The 14,624-nt window shown below is 62.9% G+C and carries 13 protein-coding genes and 4 tRNA genes; 8 read left to right on the forward strand and 9 right to left on the reverse strand.

Annotated features, from left to right (window positions below):
• Positions 1 to 146: 146 nt before the first annotated feature.
• The 9 genes from lon to DMX06_RS14630 all read right to left on the reverse strand — a co-directional run bounded on the left by lon (position 147) and on the right by DMX06_RS14630 (position 7,276).
• Positions 147 to 2,543: an endopeptidase La gene (lon, locus tag DMX06_RS14590; protein ID WP_050705050.1), complete on the reverse strand. Its 2,397-nt coding sequence runs from the start codon at positions 2,541 to 2,543 to the stop codon at positions 147 to 149.
• Positions 2,544 to 2,698: 155 nt separating this feature from the next.
• A complete protein-coding gene (gene clpX / locus DMX06_RS14595) occupies positions 2,699 to 3,982 on the reverse strand; it encodes an ATP-dependent Clp protease ATP-binding subunit ClpX (protein ID WP_028692635.1) in 1,284 nt (427 codons plus the stop codon).
• Between the two features lie 108 nt (positions 3,983 to 4,090).
• The gene (clpP, locus tag DMX06_RS14600) at positions 4,091 to 4,732 is read right to left on the reverse strand and encodes an ATP-dependent Clp endopeptidase proteolytic subunit ClpP (protein ID WP_110738132.1); all 642 of its coding nucleotides are present in this window, start codon (positions 4,730 to 4,732) and stop codon (positions 4,091 to 4,093) included.
• Between the two features lie 91 nt (positions 4,733 to 4,823).
• Complete coding sequence (gene tig / locus DMX06_RS14605; protein ID WP_110738133.1) at positions 4,824 to 6,137, reverse strand: trigger factor; 1,314 nt, start codon at positions 6,135 to 6,137, stop codon at positions 4,824 to 4,826.
• Between the two features lie 248 nt (positions 6,138 to 6,385).
• The gene (locus tag DMX06_RS14610) at positions 6,386 to 6,685 is read right to left on the reverse strand and encodes a DUF6388 family protein (RefSeq protein ID WP_110738134.1); all 300 of its coding nucleotides are present in this window, start codon (positions 6,683 to 6,685) and stop codon (positions 6,386 to 6,388) included.
• A gap of 150 nt (positions 6,686 to 6,835) precedes the next feature.
• Positions 6,836 to 6,911, reverse strand: a tRNA-His gene (locus tag DMX06_RS14615).
• A gap of 36 nt (positions 6,912 to 6,947) precedes the next feature.
• Positions 6,948 to 7,032: transfer RNA gene (locus DMX06_RS14620), tRNA-Leu, on the reverse strand.
• 56 nt (positions 7,033 to 7,088) lie between these two features.
• A tRNA-His gene (locus DMX06_RS14625) sits at positions 7,089 to 7,164 on the reverse strand.
• 35 nt (positions 7,165 to 7,199) lie between these two features.
• Positions 7,200 to 7,276 (reverse strand) — tRNA-Arg (locus DMX06_RS14630).
• Between the two features lie 255 nt (positions 7,277 to 7,531).
• On the opposite strand from DMX06_RS14630, the gene folD reads away from it, so the two are divergent.
• The 8 genes from folD (at position 7,532) to DMX06_RS14675 (ending at position 14,608) form a co-directional block, all read left to right on the forward strand.
• Positions 7,532 to 8,386, forward strand: coding sequence for a bifunctional methylenetetrahydrofolate dehydrogenase/methenyltetrahydrofolate cyclohydrolase FolD (gene folD, locus DMX06_RS14635; RefSeq protein WP_181427834.1), 855 nt, complete (start codon positions 7,532 to 7,534; stop codon positions 8,384 to 8,386).
• Positions 8,387 to 8,586: 200 nt separating this feature from the next.
• Positions 8,587 to 9,504 (forward strand): citrulline utilization hydrolase CtlX, encoded by a 918-nt coding sequence (gene ctlX, locus DMX06_RS14640; RefSeq protein ID WP_110738136.1) that lies wholly within the window; start codon positions 8,587 to 8,589, stop codon positions 9,502 to 9,504.
• A 19-nt stretch (positions 9,505 to 9,523) separates the two neighbouring features.
• Entirely contained in the window at positions 9,524 to 10,570 is a 1,047-nt protein-coding gene (locus DMX06_RS14645) for an ornithine cyclodeaminase (protein ID WP_110738137.1), read from the forward strand.
• A gap of 412 nt (positions 10,571 to 10,982) precedes the next feature.
• Positions 10,983 to 11,765 (forward strand): ABC transporter substrate-binding protein, encoded by a 783-nt coding sequence (locus tag DMX06_RS14655; protein ID WP_110738139.1) that lies wholly within the window; start codon positions 10,983 to 10,985, stop codon positions 11,763 to 11,765.
• Positions 11,766 to 11,862: 97 nt separating this feature from the next.
• A complete protein-coding gene (locus DMX06_RS14660) occupies positions 11,863 to 12,570 on the forward strand; it encodes an ABC transporter permease (protein WP_110738140.1) in 708 nt (235 codons plus the stop codon).
• The gene (locus DMX06_RS14665; RefSeq protein WP_110738141.1) at positions 12,567 to 13,280 is read left to right on the forward strand and encodes an ABC transporter permease; all 714 of its coding nucleotides are present in this window, start codon (positions 12,567 to 12,569) and stop codon (positions 13,278 to 13,280) included. Before DMX06_RS14660 ends, DMX06_RS14665 begins: the two co-directional genes overlap by 4 nt.
• 4 nt (positions 13,281 to 13,284) lie before the next feature.
• Complete coding sequence (locus DMX06_RS14670) at positions 13,285 to 14,103, forward strand: ABC transporter ATP-binding protein (protein WP_258378861.1); 819 nt, start codon at positions 13,285 to 13,287, stop codon at positions 14,101 to 14,103.
• Between the two features lie 13 nt (positions 14,104 to 14,116).
• The gene (locus tag DMX06_RS14675; RefSeq protein WP_110738142.1) at positions 14,117 to 14,608 is read left to right on the forward strand and encodes an Lrp/AsnC family transcriptional regulator; all 492 of its coding nucleotides are present in this window, start codon (positions 14,117 to 14,119) and stop codon (positions 14,606 to 14,608) included.
• Positions 14,609 to 14,624: the final 16 nt, after the last annotated feature.

Below are 14,624 nucleotides of genomic sequence, written 5' to 3' on the forward strand. Positions count from 1 at the left end.
CCCCTTATTTCTCTATTGAGTTTGTTTCTAAGTATGTAATGAAAAGCTTATGAAACGAGCGCTGGGTGGCCTGTTGACACTGGCGTGCCGTTTTATAGCAAGGGCCGGAAAATACTGTCAACCAACGCCCCCCAGCGAAATACGTACTAGTGCGTGCTGATTCTTTCCTTAGCATCGCCGTCGCGCTTCTCATCTTTCGCGACAATCTCCGGAGCCACATCTGGCAAGGGCTCCGGGGCGTATTGCAGCGCAATTTGGAGGACTTCGTCAATCCATTTGACCGGTTTGATCTGAAGATCCTGTTTGATATTTTCCGGAATCTCCTTCAGATCGCGAACATTCTCCTCGGGAATGATCACCGTCTTGATCCCGCCGCGGTGTGCCGCCAGCAGTTTTTCCTTGAGGCCACCGATGGCCAGGACCTGGCCGCGCAGGGTGATCTCACCGGTCATCGCAACGTCCGCGCGCACCGGGATCTGGGTCAGGGCCGACACCAGCGCGGTGCACATGCCGATACCGGCGCTCGGGCCATCCTTGGGCGTGGCGCCTTCGGGCATATGGATGTGAACGTCGCGCTTTTCATGGAAGTCTGCAGCGATCCCCAGGCTCTGGGCACGGCTGCGCACCACCGTCTGCGCGGCGGTGATCGACTCGACCATGACGTCGCCGAGCGAACCGGTCTTGATCAATTGGCCCTTGCCTGGGATCACCACGGCCTCGATGGTCAGCAGTTCACCGCCGACCTGGGTCCAGGCAAGGCCGGTGACCTGGCCGATCTGATCCTGCTGTTCGGCCAGGCCATAACGGAACTTGCGCACGCCCAGCAGTTGCTCGAGCTGCTCGCCGCTAACCTTGACCTTCACCTGTTTGGCCCCGGTGTGCTCCTTGACCACCTTGCGGCAGACCTTGGCGATCTGGCGCTCCAGGCCACGAACGCCAGCTTCGCGGGTGTAGTAACGGATGATGTCGCGGATGGCCGACACCTCGACCTCCAGCTCGTCCTTCTTCAGGCCGTTGGCCTTGACCTGCTTGGGCACCAGGTACTTGACCGCGATGTTGATCTTCTCGTCCTCGGTGTAACCCGGCAGGCGGATGACTTCCATGCGGTCGAGCAGCGCCGGCGGAATGTTCATCGAGTTCGAGGTGCACAGGAACATCACGTCCGAGAGGTCGTAGTCGACTTCAAGGTAGTGGTCGTTGAAGTTGTGGTTCTGTTCGGGGTCGAGTACCTCGAGCAGCGCCGAGGCCGGATCGCCACGCATGTCGCTGCCCATCTTGTCGATCTCGTCGAGCAGGAACAGCGGATTGCGCACACCGACCTTGGTCATTTTCTGAATCAGACGACCGGGCATCGAACCGATGTAGGTGCGCCGGTGACCGCGGATCTCTGCCTCGTCACGCACGCCGCCCAGCGCCATGCGCACGAACTTGCGATTGGTGGCGGCGGCGATCGACTCGGCCAGCGAGGTCTTGCCCACGCCGGGCGGACCGACCAGGCACAGCACCGGACCACGGATCTTCTTCACGCGTTTCTGTACGGCGAGGTACTCGAGGATACGTTCCTTGACCTCTTCCAGGCCATAGTGGTCGGCATCGAGGATTTCCTCGGCCTTGGCCAGGTCCAGGCGCACTTTGCTCTGGGCCTTCCACGGCACCTGCACCAGCCAGTCGAGGTACGAACGCACCACGGTGGCCTCGGCCGACATCGGCGACATCTGCTTGAGCTTGTTCAGCTCGGCCTGGGCCTTGGCCAGGGCGTCTTTCGGCAGGCCGGCGGCATCGATGCGCTTTTTCAGCTCTTCAACTTCGTTGTGGCCTTCGTCGCCATCGCCGAGCTCCTTCTGAATGGCCTTCATCTGCTCATTCAGGTAGTACTCGCGTTGGCTGCGCTCCATCTGCTTCTTGACCCGGCCACGGATGCGCTTCTCGACCTGCAGCAGGTCGATCTCGGCGTCCAGCAGCGCCAGCACGTGCTCGACGCGGGCCTGCAGGTCGACGATCTCGAGGATCTCCTGCTTCTGCTCGATCTTCAGCGCCATGTGCGCGGCCATGGTGTCGACCAGACGGCCCGGCTCTTCGATGCTGTTGAGCGAGGACAGCACTTCGGCCGGAACCTTCTTGCCCAGTTGCACGTACTGCTCGAACTGCGACAGCAAGGTACGCACGAACACTTCGGACTCGCGCTCGGCGGTCTCGGCTTCGTCGATCAGGCTGACTTCGGCGCGGATATGGCCGTCGACTTCGTTGAAACGCTCCACGGCGCCGCGCTGCTCACCCTCGACCAGCACCTTGACGGTGCCATCGGGCAGCTTGAGCAGTTGCAGCACGGTGGCGACGGTGCCGACACGGTACAGGGCGTCTTCGCCCGGATCATCGTCGGCCGGATTCTTCTGGGCCAGCAGGAGGATCTGCTTCTCGCCCGTCATCGCCGCCTCGAGGGCTTCGATGGACTTCTCACGCCCCACGAACAGTGGGATGACCATGTGCGGATAGACGACAACGTCGCGCAATGGCAAAAGAGGCAAGTCGAGGGTGGTCTTCATGATTTCGCCTCTACAGCGGCCTTGGTGGCCGGAAACCGTTGGAAATGGTGCTTGGAGCTAATGTGGGGGCAGGCCTGGCAAATTACAAGCGCCCAGGCCATGAAATGCAAAAAGGGGCCAAAAAGGCCCCTTCGCGCGTGCTGCCCCTTGCCCGATCAGGCGTCGGGAGCGGCCTTGGCTTGCGGCTCGCTGTTCTCGTAGATGAGCAGCGGCTGCGACGAGCCCTCAATGACGCTTTCGTCGATCACCACCTTGCTGACATCCTTCTGCGAAGGAATCTCGTACATGGTGTCGAGCAGCACGCCTTCAAGGATCGAACGCAGGCCACGGGCGCCGGTCTTGCGCTCCAGGGCCTTGCGTGCCACCGCCTTGAGTGCATCGCTGCGGAACTCGAGATCGACGTCTTCCATCTCGAACAGCTTGGCGTACTGCTTGGTCAGCGCGTTCTTCGGCTCGGTGAGGATCTGCATCAGCGCAGCCTCGTCCAGCTCGTCCAGGGTCGCCAGTACCGGCAGACGGCCGACGAACTCCGGAATCAGGCCGAACTTGACCAGATCGTCCGGCTCGACCTCACGCAGCGATTCGCCGACCTTCTTGCCCTCTTCCTTGCTGCGCACTTCGGCACTGAAACCGATGCCGCCTTTGGTCGAGCGGTTCTGGATGACCTTTTCCAGGCCCGAGAAGGCGCCACCGCAGATGAACAGGATGTTGCGGGTATCAACCTGCAGGAACTCCTGTTGCGGGTGCTTGCGGCCCCCTTGCGGCGGCACGGAGGCCACGGTGCCTTCGATCAGCTTCAGCAGCGCCTGCTGCACGCCCTCGCCCGAGACGTCACGGGTGATGGACGGGTTGTCCGACTTGCGCGAGATCTTGTCGATCTCGTCGATGTAGACAATGCCCATCTGGGCCTTTTCCACGTCGTAGTCGCACTTCTGCAGCAGCTTCTGAATGATGTTCTCGACGTCCTCACCGACATAACCGGCTTCGGTCAGGGTGGTGGCGTCGGCAATGGTGAACGGCACGTTCAACAGGCGCGCGAGCGTCTCGGCGAGCAGCGTCTTGCCCGAGCCGGTCGGCCCGATCAGCAGGATGTTGCTTTTGCCCAGTTCGACTTCGTCGCCTTTCTTGTCACGCTGGTTCAGGCGCTTGTAGTGGTTGTACACCGCTACTGCCAGCACCTTTTTCGCGCGCTCCTGACCAATGACGTACTGGTCCAGGATTCCGCTGATTTCTTTCGGCGAGGGTAACTTGTGCGCGTTGCTCTCGGCCTGGGCTTCCTGCACCTCCTCACGGATGATGTCATTGCACAGGTCGACGCACTCGTCGCAGATAAATACCGAGGGGCCGGCAATCAATTTACGCACTTCATGCTGGCTTTTGCCGCAGAAGGAGCAGTAGAGCAATTTGCCGTTGTCCTCGCCGTTACGGGTGTCAGTCATTCGATCGATCCAATCCGGTAGGCTTGAAACACAAGATGAAGGCAATCGCTGGCTTTTTCAAGTCCGCGCTCGGGCGCAATCCGCGCCCGAGCGCTCTGGCGTATTGCTTCAGGATGCCAGTTGCCGCTTGTCGTAGACCGAGTCGATCAGGCCGTACTCGGCCGCGCGCGCAGCGCTCATGAAGTTGTCGCGCTCGGTGTCGCGCTTGATGGTCTCGAGGTCCTGGCCGGTGTGGTGGGCCAGCAGCTCGTTCAGGCGCGCCTTGATGTTGAGGATTTCCTGGGCGTGGATCTCGATGTCGGTCGCCTGGCCCTGGAAGCCGCCCAGCGGCTGGTGAATCATCACCCGCGAGTTTGGCAGGCAGTGGCGCTTGCCGGCGGCACCTGCCGCGAGCAGGAAGGCGCCCATGCTGCAGGCCTGGCCGATACAGATGGTCGAGACGTCCGGCTTGATGAACTGCATGGTGTCGTAGATCGACATGCCAGCAGTTACCGAGCCGCCCGGGGAGTTGATATAGAGATGGATATCCTTGTCCGGGTTTTCCGCCTCAAGGAACAGCAACTGCGCCACCACCAGGTTGGCCATGTAGTCTTCTACGGGGCCGACCAGGAAGATCACGCGCTCCTTCAGGAGGCGCGAATAGATGTCGTAGGCACGTTCGCCACGGGCGGACTGCTCGATAACCATCGGGACCAGGCCGCCTGCGGCCTGGATGTCAGAGCTTTGCTGAATAAAAGAATTGCGGGACATGTCCTGCACTCGCTCCCAAATAGTCATGGCTTGAATACGCACAAGCCAGCGCGAAGGCTGGCTTGTGGGGGTTTCCTACGAGAGTAGCCTGTTACTCAGCGTCGGCAGCAGCCTGTGCTGGTTTGACAGCTTCTTCGTACGAGACCGATTTGTCAGTCACAGTCGCTTTCTGCAGGACAGTATCTACAACTTGCTCTTCCAGCACAACCGAACGGACTTCGTTCAGTTGCTGGTCGTTCTTGTAGTACCAGGCGATGACCTGCTCAGGCTCCTGGTAGGCCGAGGCCATCTCTTCGATGACTTCGCGAACCTTGGCTTCGTCCGGCTTCAGGTCGAACTGCTTGACCACTTCGGCGACGATCAGGCCCAGCACGACACGGCGCTTGGCTTGCTCTTCGAACAGCTCGGCCGGCAGCTGGTCAGGCTTGATGTTGCCACCGAACTGCTGGACGGCCTGCACGCGCAGACGGTTGACTTCGTTTTCCAGCAGGGCTTTCGGCACGTCGACCGGGTTGGCGGCCAGCAGACCGTCCATGACCTGGTTCTTGACCTTGGCCTTGATGGCCTGGCGCAGTTCACGCTCCATGTTCTTGCGAACTTCGGCGCGGAAGCCTTCCAGGGTCGATTCCTTGATGCCGAACTGGGCGAAGAAGGCTTCGTTCAGCTCAGGCAGCACAGGGGCAGAAACGCTGTTGACGGTAATGGTGAACTCGGCGGCTTTGCCGGCCAGATCCAGGTTCTGGTAGTCCTCTGGGAAGGTCACGTTGACCACGCGCTCTTCACCGGCCTTGGCACCGACCAGGCCTTCTTCGAAGCCCGGGATCATGCGGCCGGAACCCAGCACCAGCTGGGTGCCCTTGGCCGAACCACCGGCGAAGGCTTCACCGTCGATCTTGCCGACGAAGTCGATGTTGACCTGGTCGTCATTGGCAGCAGCGCGCTCGACGGCCTCGAAACGGGTGTTCTGCTTGCGCAGGACTTCCAGCATGTTGTCCAGGTCGGCGTCAGCCACTTCGGCGCTCAGGCGCTCGACGGCGATCGACTCGAAACCGGCAACGGTGAATTCAGGGAAGACTTCGAAGATGGCGACGAACTCGAGGTCCTTGCCCTTCTCGAACGACTTCGGCTCGACGGCAGGCGCGCCAGCCGGGTTCAGCTTCTGCTCGACGATGGCTTCGTAGAAGGAAGCCTGGACCAGGTCACCGAAAGCCTCTTGGCGGGCATCGGCTTCGAAACGCTGGCGGATCACGCTCATTGGCACCTTGCCCGGACGGAAGCCGGCAACCTTGGCGCGCTTGGCAGTCTGCTGCAGACGCTTGTTGACTTCGTTCTCGACGCGCTCGGCCGGAACGGCGATGGTCATGCGGCGCTCGAGAGCGGAAGTGTTTTCAACAGAAACTTGCATGGATATTCCTCGTTGCACAGACGTTAGCCGGCGATAGCCCGACTCCAGAATCAAGGGCAAACATTCTAGTGACTCATCAAGCAGAAGTCACCCCACCCGGATTGTCGGCGGGCCGCGCCGGTCGATTTCCTTGAAAGGCCCGCCCGCCTTGGCGTCGAGCCTGTTTCATTCACGGCCGCGCAAGGCCTTGTGGCGCGCGCGGTTGTAAAACCTTGTCAAACAAACAACAGCCAGAAAGATCGCCCGCCTTACTGCGGATCGAGGTCGTTGAACTGGCAGTATTCTTCCCAGGTCATGCCCAGCGCCTCGGCCACCTCACGATGAGTCTCCAGGCGCATGGCCTGCAGTTGCTCCGGCGACTCGGCGATCAGTTGCAAGGCGTACTCCCAGGGCTCGACGCCCCGCTCCTGCGCCGCGTCCTCGAACGCCCACTCGATCTGCTGGGCCTGCTCGCGGGCATCCAGCTCGCGGATCTCCTCGAGCAATTGCGGATTGGCCTCGGCGAAACGTTGCAGCGCCAGGGCCTGGCGCGCTTCTTTTGCAATCATCTGCGCTATTCCTCTGCCGGCACTTCGGCCAGCCCTTCAACCGGCTGAAATCTATCAGCTTTTATTGCTCCGCCACCAGTAGCCACGAGGGCCGTACGGCAGAAACGAAAAAGGCGCCCGATCATCCGATCCGGGCGCCTTCTTCAAATATGGGGTGGACGATGGGAATCGAACCCACGACAACCGGAATCACAATCCGGCGCTCTACCAACTGAGCTACGCCCACCATAATGCAGTGTTGCGGTACAGCCTTACAGAAACATGGTGCGGACGAAGAGACTCGAACTCTTACAGCTTGCGCCGCTGGAACCTAAATCCAGTGTGTCTACCAATTTCACCACGTCCGCATGAAACTCAAAAACAAAGGCGCCGGATCATTCAATCGAGGCGCCCCTGCAGAATCTGGGGTGGACGATGGGAATCGAACCCACGACAACCGGAATCACAATCCGGCGCTCTACCAACTGAGCTACGCCCACCATATTGCGGTACTGCTTACTTGCCCAGGCCTTAATGGCGCACCCGGCAGGACTCGAACCTGCGACCATCCGCTTAGAAGGCGGATGCTCTATCCAGCTGAGCTACGGGCGCTTAAGCTTACAGTCCAGCCGAACAAACGAACCGCTTATTCTGCCCGACTTTGCCAACCCGTGCCAGGCAGTGCCCGACAAGTGCGGCGAATCTTATAGGCGACCCTGCAGGTCGTCAACACCTTTCGAAAAAAAATTTAAATTATTGAAGGGGTTAGGGGATTTGCCCGACCACTCGCCTTTGCCCTTGGGCCGTGTCGTGCGAGAATGCGCGCTTCTTATATATGTTCCCTTCTCGATGGTTAATCACGCGTCTATGACTGCACACCTAATCGATGGCAAGGCGATCGCCGCCAACCTGCGCCAGCAGATCGCCCAACGTGTCGCCGAGCGCCGCCAGCAGGGCCTGCGCACGCCTGGCCTGGCGGTGATCCTGGTCGGTACCGACCCGGCCTCCCAAGTCTATGTCTCGCACAAGCGCAAGGACTGCGAAGAGGTCGGTTTCATTTCCCAGGCGTTCGACCTGCCCAGCGAGACCACGCAGCAAGCCCTGACCGACCTGATCGATCGCCTCAACAATGACCCGGCCGTCGACGGTATCCTGCTGCAGCTGCCGCTGCCCGAGCACCTGGACGCCTCCCTGCTGCTCGAGCGCATCCGCCCGGACAAGGACGTGGACGGTTTCCACCCCTACAACATCGGCCGCCTGGCCCAGCGCATCCCGCTGCTGCGCCCGTGCACGCCGAAGGGCATCATGACCTTGCTGCACAGCACCGGCCAGGACCTGTACGGCATGAACGCGGTGATCGTCGGCGCCTCCAACATCGTTGGCCGGCCGATGGCCATGGAACTGCTGCTGGCCGGCTGCACCGTCACCGTCTGCCACCGCTTTACCAAGGACCTGGCCGGCCACGTCGGCCGCGCCGACCTGGTGGTGGTCGCCGCAGGCAAGCCGGGCCTGGTCAAGGGTGAGTGGGTCAAGGAAGGCGCCATCGTCATCGACGTCGGCATCAACCGCCAGGACGACGGCAAGCTGGTCGGCGACGTGGTCTACGAGACCGCCCTGCCCCGCGCCGGCTGGATTACCCCGGTGCCGGGCGGCGTAGGCCCGATGACCCGCGCCTGCCTGCTGGAAAACACCCTGTACGCGGCTGAAGAGCTGCACAAGTAGGTTGTTCGGGCAATGACGCAACGGCGCCTCTCGAGGCGCCGTTTTCATTTGTGCACTTCATCCTCATGGGATATCAGCCGATTCCGCTGCCAAGCTAGCCATTTCAGCTGGACCGGCTGCGCACCCTCCACGCTTCAGCCGGGATTGTCTCGCGATCCCTCCGACAATGGTCACACAGCCCACCCGTGGATGCGTGCCCAATGCAAACAACAAATACCGTCCTCATGATTCGCCCGGCGCGGTTCGCCTTCAACCCCGACACCGCCGCCAACAACCGCTTCCAGCAGGCGCCGCTGGACCCTGAGGCCGCCAGCGAAAAGGCCCTGGAAGAATTCGACGGCTACGTCGACACCCTGCGCCAGCACGGCGTCGATGTGCTGGTGGTGCAGGACACCCCCGAACCCCATACGCCTGACTCGATCTTCCCCAACAACTGGTGGAGCAGCCATGCCGACGGCAGTCTGGTGCTGTACCCGATGGAGGGTGAGAACCGCCGCCTTGAGCGCAGCAAGGGCGTACTGGGCGTGCTGCAGGAGCGCTTCGCCATCCAGCGCACCATCGACCTGAGCCCGTTGGAACAGCAGAATCTGTTCCTCGAAGGCACCGGCAGCATGGTCCTGGACCGCGAACACCGCATCAGCTACGCCTGCCACTCCGGGCGCACCCATGAACACGCCCTGCGCCAGTTCGCCGAGCGCCTGGACTACCGCCTGTGCCTGTTCCACGCCGTCGACCGCCGCCAGGCGCCGATCTACCACAGCAACGTGATGATGAACGTCGGCCGCCAACTCGCCGCGGCCTGCCTCGACGCCCTGCCCCGCCACGATGAACGCCGCGCCCTGGAGCATTCGTTGCGCGATACCGGCAAGCAGGTGCTGGCGCTGAACTTCGACCAGCTGGAGAACTTCGCCGGCAACATGCTCGAAGTCCACGACCGTGACGGCCGCTCCCTGCTGGTCATGTCGCGCAGCGCCTGGAATGCGCTCGACGCCAGCCAGCGCCGCCAGGTCGAACGGCACAGCCACCCGCTGGTGGTGAACATCGACCATATCGAACGAATCGGTGGCGGCAGCGCGCGCTGCATGCTCGCCGAAGTCCACCTGCCCTCGCGCCACTGACTCGACAAGGAGAATCATCATGACCCGCTACATCGACGTGCACGACCTCGCCCACCTGGTCAACCGCAAGGGCCTGCCCATCTGCCTGGCCGAGATGGCCGAGTACATCCGCCAGGACTACCTGCGCTGGCACGACTTCGAGAAATGCCCGCGCCTGGCCAACCACTCGGCGGACGGGGTAATCGAGCTGATGCCGGTCTCCGACGCCAACCTGTACGCCTTCAAGTACGTCAACGGCCACCCGAAGAACACCCATGACGGCCTGCTCACGGTCATGGCCTTCGGCGCCCTGGGCGATGTCGATACCGGCGCGCCGGTGCTGCTCAGCGAGATGACCCTGACCACCGCCATCCGCACCGCCGCCACCTCTGCCCTGGCCGCCCGCTACCTGGCGCGCCCGGACAGCAAACGCATGGCGCTGATCGGCAACGGCTCGCAGAGCGAGTTCCAGGCCATCGCCTTCCATACCTTGCTCGGCATCGAGGAGATCCGCCTGTTCGACATCGACCGCAAGGCCTCGGAGAAACTGGCGGCCAACCTGGCCGGTTTCCCACAGCTTAAGCTGATGATTGCCGACAGCGTGGCCGAGGCCGTGCGCGGTACCGACATTGTCACCACGGTCACCGCCGACAAAGCGTACGCCACCATCCTCACCCCGCAGATGATCGAGCCGGGCATGCACCTCAATGCCGTGGGCGGCGACTGCCCGGGCAAGACCGAGTTGCACCGCGACATCGTCGAGCGGGCGCGGGTGATCGTCGAGTACGAACCGCAGAGCCGGATCGAGGGCGAGATCCAGCAGATGCCGGCGAATTCGCCGACCACCGAGTTCTGGCAGGTGGTCGAAGGGATCGCCGCCGGGCGCGAGAACGCCGCGCAGGTGACGCTGTTCGACTCGGTCGGCTTTGCCCTGGAGGACTACTCGGCGCTGCGCTATGTGCTGGATGTGGCCAGGGCGCTGGACATCGGCCGCGACATCGCGCTGGTGCCGCAGCTGGAGAATCCGAAGGATCTGTTTGCCCTGCTACAGCCGAAAGCAGCGGCACGTAAGGTCAGCGCCGCCTGACCGGCTATACGCCCCCCCTGTGGGAGCGGCCTTGTGTCGCGAAAGGGCTGCGAGGCGGCCCCAGGATTTCAGCTACGCCGCCAATATTGCCGGGGCCGCTGCGCGGCCCTTTCGCGACACAAGGCCGCTCCCACAGGGGACCGTGTATACGGCGACCGACAAGCAAGACAATCGCTCGACTTGGACAGCGGCCATGACAGAAACCGCTGTCGCACTTCCATAAATCTTTGTCGGTACAGCCGATTCGGCTGCAAGAAGAAACTTTACAGCCGAATCCGGCAGCCCACGCGCAGGCAAACGACACAAAAAACCTGTCTATCTCGCGCATCCTGAGCCCGACCCATGAGTCACCGACGGACCTACACGCGCTAATCGCCCTACTACCAATAACAACACCCAGGGACCCAAGACCATGCCCTCCATGCGAAAACGCCTCGGCGTGCTGCTGTTCTCGTTGTGCGCCACCACCCTCACCCAGGCCAAGGAGTGGACCGAAATCCGCTTCGGCGTCTTCCCTGAATACCCACCATTCGAATCCGTCGCCGCCGATGGCAGCTTGCAAGGCTTCGACATCGACCTGGGCAATGCCATCTGCGCCAAGCTGCAGGTCAAGTGCACCTGGGTGCACAATGAATTCGACGGCATGATCCCCGCACTGCGCGCCCGCAAGTTCGACGCCATCATGTCGTCCATGGCCGTCACGCCGGCACGCCTGAAGCAGATCGACTTCAGCAACCGCCTGTTCCTCAGCCCCACCTCGGTGATCGTGCGCAAGTCGGCCGACTTCGGCGACACCGCCGAATCACTCAAAGGCAAGCAGGTCGGCGTGCTCCAGGGCTCGCTGCAGGAAGCCTACGCCCGCGCCGTGCTGGCGCCGCTGGGTGCGCAGGTAAAGGCCTACCAAGGCCAGGACCAGAACTACGCCGACCTGCTCAACGGCCGCCTCGACGCCACCGTCACCGACAAGCTCGAAGCCCAGCTGAACTTCCTCTCCAAGCCCGAGGGCGCCGATTTCAGGAGTGGCCCGGCGATCAAGGACCCGACCCTGCCGCTGGACATCGCCATGGGCCTGCGCAAGACCGACCCCGAGCTCAAGGCCCTGCTCGACAAGGGCATCGCCATGATCCACGCCGACGGCACCTATGCCGAGATCCAGAAGAAATACGTCGGCGACGTGGATATCTACAACGAGTGACCCACAGCGCCAATCGCGGGGCAAGCCCGCTCCCACGGGCTCACCACTGTGTGGGAGCGGGCCGGCCCCGCGATAGCCTCCCCGCGAGATTCCTCCCATGCACGACTTCCTCACAAGCGGCCTGCAAGGCTTCGGCCCGCTGCTGGCCCAGGGCACCTGGATGACCGTCAAGCTGGCCCTGCTGTCGCTGGCGCTGAGCCTCGCGCTCGGCCTGATCGGCGCCAGCGCCAAGCTGTCGCGATCCCGGCTGCTGCGCCTCCCGGCCACCCTGTACACCACGCTGATCCGCAGCGTTCCTGACCTGGTGCTGATCCTGCTGATCTTCTACAGCATGCAGATCTGGCTCAACGACCTGACCGAGGCGCTGGGCTGGGACTACATCGAGATCGACCCGTTCGGCGCCGGGGTCATCACCCTGGGCTTCATCTACGGCGCGTATTTCACCGAGAACTTGCGCGGCGCCATCCTCAGCGTGCCCGCCGGCCAGCTGGAGGCCGCCACCGCCTACGGCCTGAGCCGGGCACAGCGGTTTCGGCTGGTGCTGTTTCCGCAACTGATGCGCTTCGCCCTGCCGGGGCTGAGCAACAACTGGCTGGTGCTGCTCAAGTCCACCGCGCTGGTGTCGATCATCGGCCTGGCCGACCTGGTCAAGGCCGCGCAGAACGCCGGCAAGAGCACCAACGACGTGTTGTTCTTCCTGTGCCTGGCGGGCCTGGTGTACCTGGTCATCACCACCCTGTCCAACCGTCTGCTCAAGCACCTGGAGCGGCGCTACAACATCGGCATCAAGGAGCTGGCGCGATGATCGAACTCCTTCAGGAATACGGCCTGGCCTACCTGTACCACGACGGCAGCGGCCTCTCGGGCCTGGCCATGACCCTCTGGCTGTTCCTGGCCAGCATGGTGCTGGGTTTCGCCCTGTCGCTGCCCCTGGCCCTGGCACGCACCTCGCGCCACGCCTGGCTGCGCCTGCCGGTGCAACTGTACACCTTCGTGTTCCGCGGCACACCGCTCTATATCCAGCTGCTGATCTGCTACACCGGGCTCTACGGCCTGCAGGTGGTGCGCGACCACGCCCTGCTCGACCAGTTTTTCCGCAACGCGCTCAACTGCACCCTGCTGGCCTTCGTGCTCAACACCTGCGCCTACACCGTGGAGATCTTCGCCGGGGCCATCCGCAACCTGCCCGCCGGCGAACTGGAAGCGGCCCAGGCCTATGGCCTGCGTGGCTGGAGGCTCAACCTGTTCCTGGTGTTGCCAGCGGCCCTGCGTCGCTCGCTGCCGGCCTACAGCAACGAGTTGATCCTGATGCTGCACGCCACCTCGCTGGCCTTCACCGCCACCGTCGCCGATATCCTCAAGGTGGCCCGCGACGCCAACGCCGCGACCTTCCTGACCTTCCAGGCCTTCGGCGTGGCCGCCCTGCTGTACATGCTGCTGTCCTTCGCCCTGGTCGGCCTGTTCCGCGTGGCCGAACGGCGCTGGATGCGCTTCCTTGACCCTGTACGAGGCTGAACCCATGACCGCTACCGCACTGCCACTCACTACCTTCGAACAGGCCCCCAAGGCGCGCGCCCATGCCGGCGCCATCAAACTCAGCGTCGAGGGGCTGCACAAGCACTACGGCGAGCACCAGGTGCTCAAGGGCGTCTCGCTGCAGGCGCACAAGGGCGACGTGATCAGCCTGATCGGCGCCAGCGGCTCGGGCAAGAGCACCTTCCTGCGCTGCATCAACTTCCTCGAGCAGCCCAACGCCGGCAGCATCACCCTCGACGGCCAGACCCTGCAGATCCACCCCGGCACCCGCACCCCGCCGCCGGCCCAGCTGCAGAACCTGCGCACGCGCCTGGCCATGGTGTTCCAGCACTTCAACCTGTGGAGCCACCTGACGGTGCTGGAGAACATCTGCCTGGCACCGCGCAAGGTGCTGGGGGTCAGCGCCGGCGAAGCCGAGGCGCGGGCGCGCAAGTACCTGGACAAGGTCGGCCTGCCGGCCCGCGCCGCCGACCAGTACCCGGCGTTTCTGTCCGGCGGCCAGCAGCAGCGCGTGGCCATCGCCCGGGCGCTGGCGATGGAGCCTGAGATCATCCTGTTCGACGAGCCCACCTCGGCGCTGGACCCCGAGCTGGTCGGCGAAGTGCTCAAGGTGATACAGACGCTCGCCGAGGAAGGACGTACCATGCTCATGGTCACCCATGAAATGGGGTTCGCCCGCCAGGTGTCGAGCCAGGTGCTGTTCCTGCACCAGGGCCTGGTCGAGGAAAGCGGCAACGCCGAGATCCTCGACCGGCCACAGAGCGAGCGCCTGCGGCAGTTCCTCTCCAATCGTCTGAAGTGAAGTCACGCCGCATATGGATACCAAGGCCATCACCCCCGTCGCCGCACCACTGGATCGCATCGACGAAGCGATCATCGACGTGCTGCGACACCAAGGAAGGATCACCTACGAGAAGCTCTCCACCCTCGTGCACCTGACCCCCAGGCCCTGCCTGGAACGGGTGCGCAAGCTGGAGCGGCGCGGGGTGATCCGCGGTTACGGGGCAATCATCGACCTGCAGCAGGTCTCCCCCGGATTGTCGTTGCTGGTGCTGGTGGCCTTGTCCAACCAGAGCGGGCGCTCGGCGCAACGGGCCTTCGAGGCCACCGTGCGCGCCTGCCCGCAGGTCTACGAGTGCCAGCTGATCAGCGGGCACTTCGACTACAGCCTGCGCATGCGTTGCCGCGACATGGAGCACTACCGGGTGCTGACCGAAACCTGGATGAACAACGACGAGCTGCATATCGACAAGCTGGTGGCGCACCCGGAACTGGCGGCGGTGAAGAGCACGCCCCCTCAGGCCTGAACCATTCCAGCGGGCG

The sequence above is a fragment of the Pseudomonas mosselii genome (assembly GCF_003205295.1).
In the GTDB taxonomy this organism is placed as follows: Bacteria; Pseudomonadota; Gammaproteobacteria; order Pseudomonadales; family Pseudomonadaceae; genus Aquipseudomonas; species Aquipseudomonas mosselii_B.

Excerpts from the sequence above, each read along its gene's own strand:
- tig (WP_110738133.1), bottom strand. The coding sequence starts at position 6,137 with ATGCAAGTTTCTGTTGAAAACACTTCCGCTCTCGAGCGCCGCATGACC.
- DMX06_RS14610 (WP_110738134.1), bottom strand. The coding sequence starts at position 6,685 with ATGATTGCAAAAGAAGCGCGCCAGGCCCTGGCGCTGCAACGTTTCGCC.
- clpP (WP_110738132.1), bottom strand. The coding sequence starts at position 4,732 with ATGTCCCGCAATTCTTTTATTCAGCAAAGCTCTGACATCCAGGCCGCA.
- ctlX (WP_110738136.1), top strand. The coding sequence starts at position 8,587 with ATGCAAACAACAAATACCGTCCTCATGATTCGCCCGGCGCGGTTCGCC.
- DMX06_RS14675 (WP_110738142.1), top strand. The coding sequence starts at position 14,117 with ATGGATACCAAGGCCATCACCCCCGTCGCCGCACCACTGGATCGCATC.
- clpX (WP_028692635.1), bottom strand. The coding sequence starts at position 3,982 with ATGACTGACACCCGTAACGGCGAGGACAACGGCAAATTGCTCTACTGC.
- DMX06_RS14665 (WP_110738141.1), top strand. The coding sequence starts at position 12,567 with ATGATCGAACTCCTTCAGGAATACGGCCTGGCCTACCTGTACCACGAC.
- DMX06_RS14655 (WP_110738139.1), top strand. The coding sequence starts at position 10,983 with ATGCCCTCCATGCGAAAACGCCTCGGCGTGCTGCTGTTCTCGTTGTGC.
- folD (WP_181427834.1), top strand. The coding sequence starts at position 7,532 with ATGACTGCACACCTAATCGATGGCAAGGCGATCGCCGCCAACCTGCGC.
- DMX06_RS14670 (WP_258378861.1), top strand. The coding sequence starts at position 13,285 with ATGACCGCTACCGCACTGCCACTCACTACCTTCGAACAGGCCCCCAAG.
- DMX06_RS14645 (WP_110738137.1), top strand. The coding sequence starts at position 9,524 with ATGACCCGCTACATCGACGTGCACGACCTCGCCCACCTGGTCAACCGC.
- DMX06_RS14660 (WP_110738140.1), top strand. The coding sequence starts at position 11,863 with ATGCACGACTTCCTCACAAGCGGCCTGCAAGGCTTCGGCCCGCTGCTG.
- lon (WP_050705050.1), bottom strand. The coding sequence starts at position 2,543 with ATGAAGACCACCCTCGACTTGCCTCTTTTGCCATTGCGCGACGTTGTC.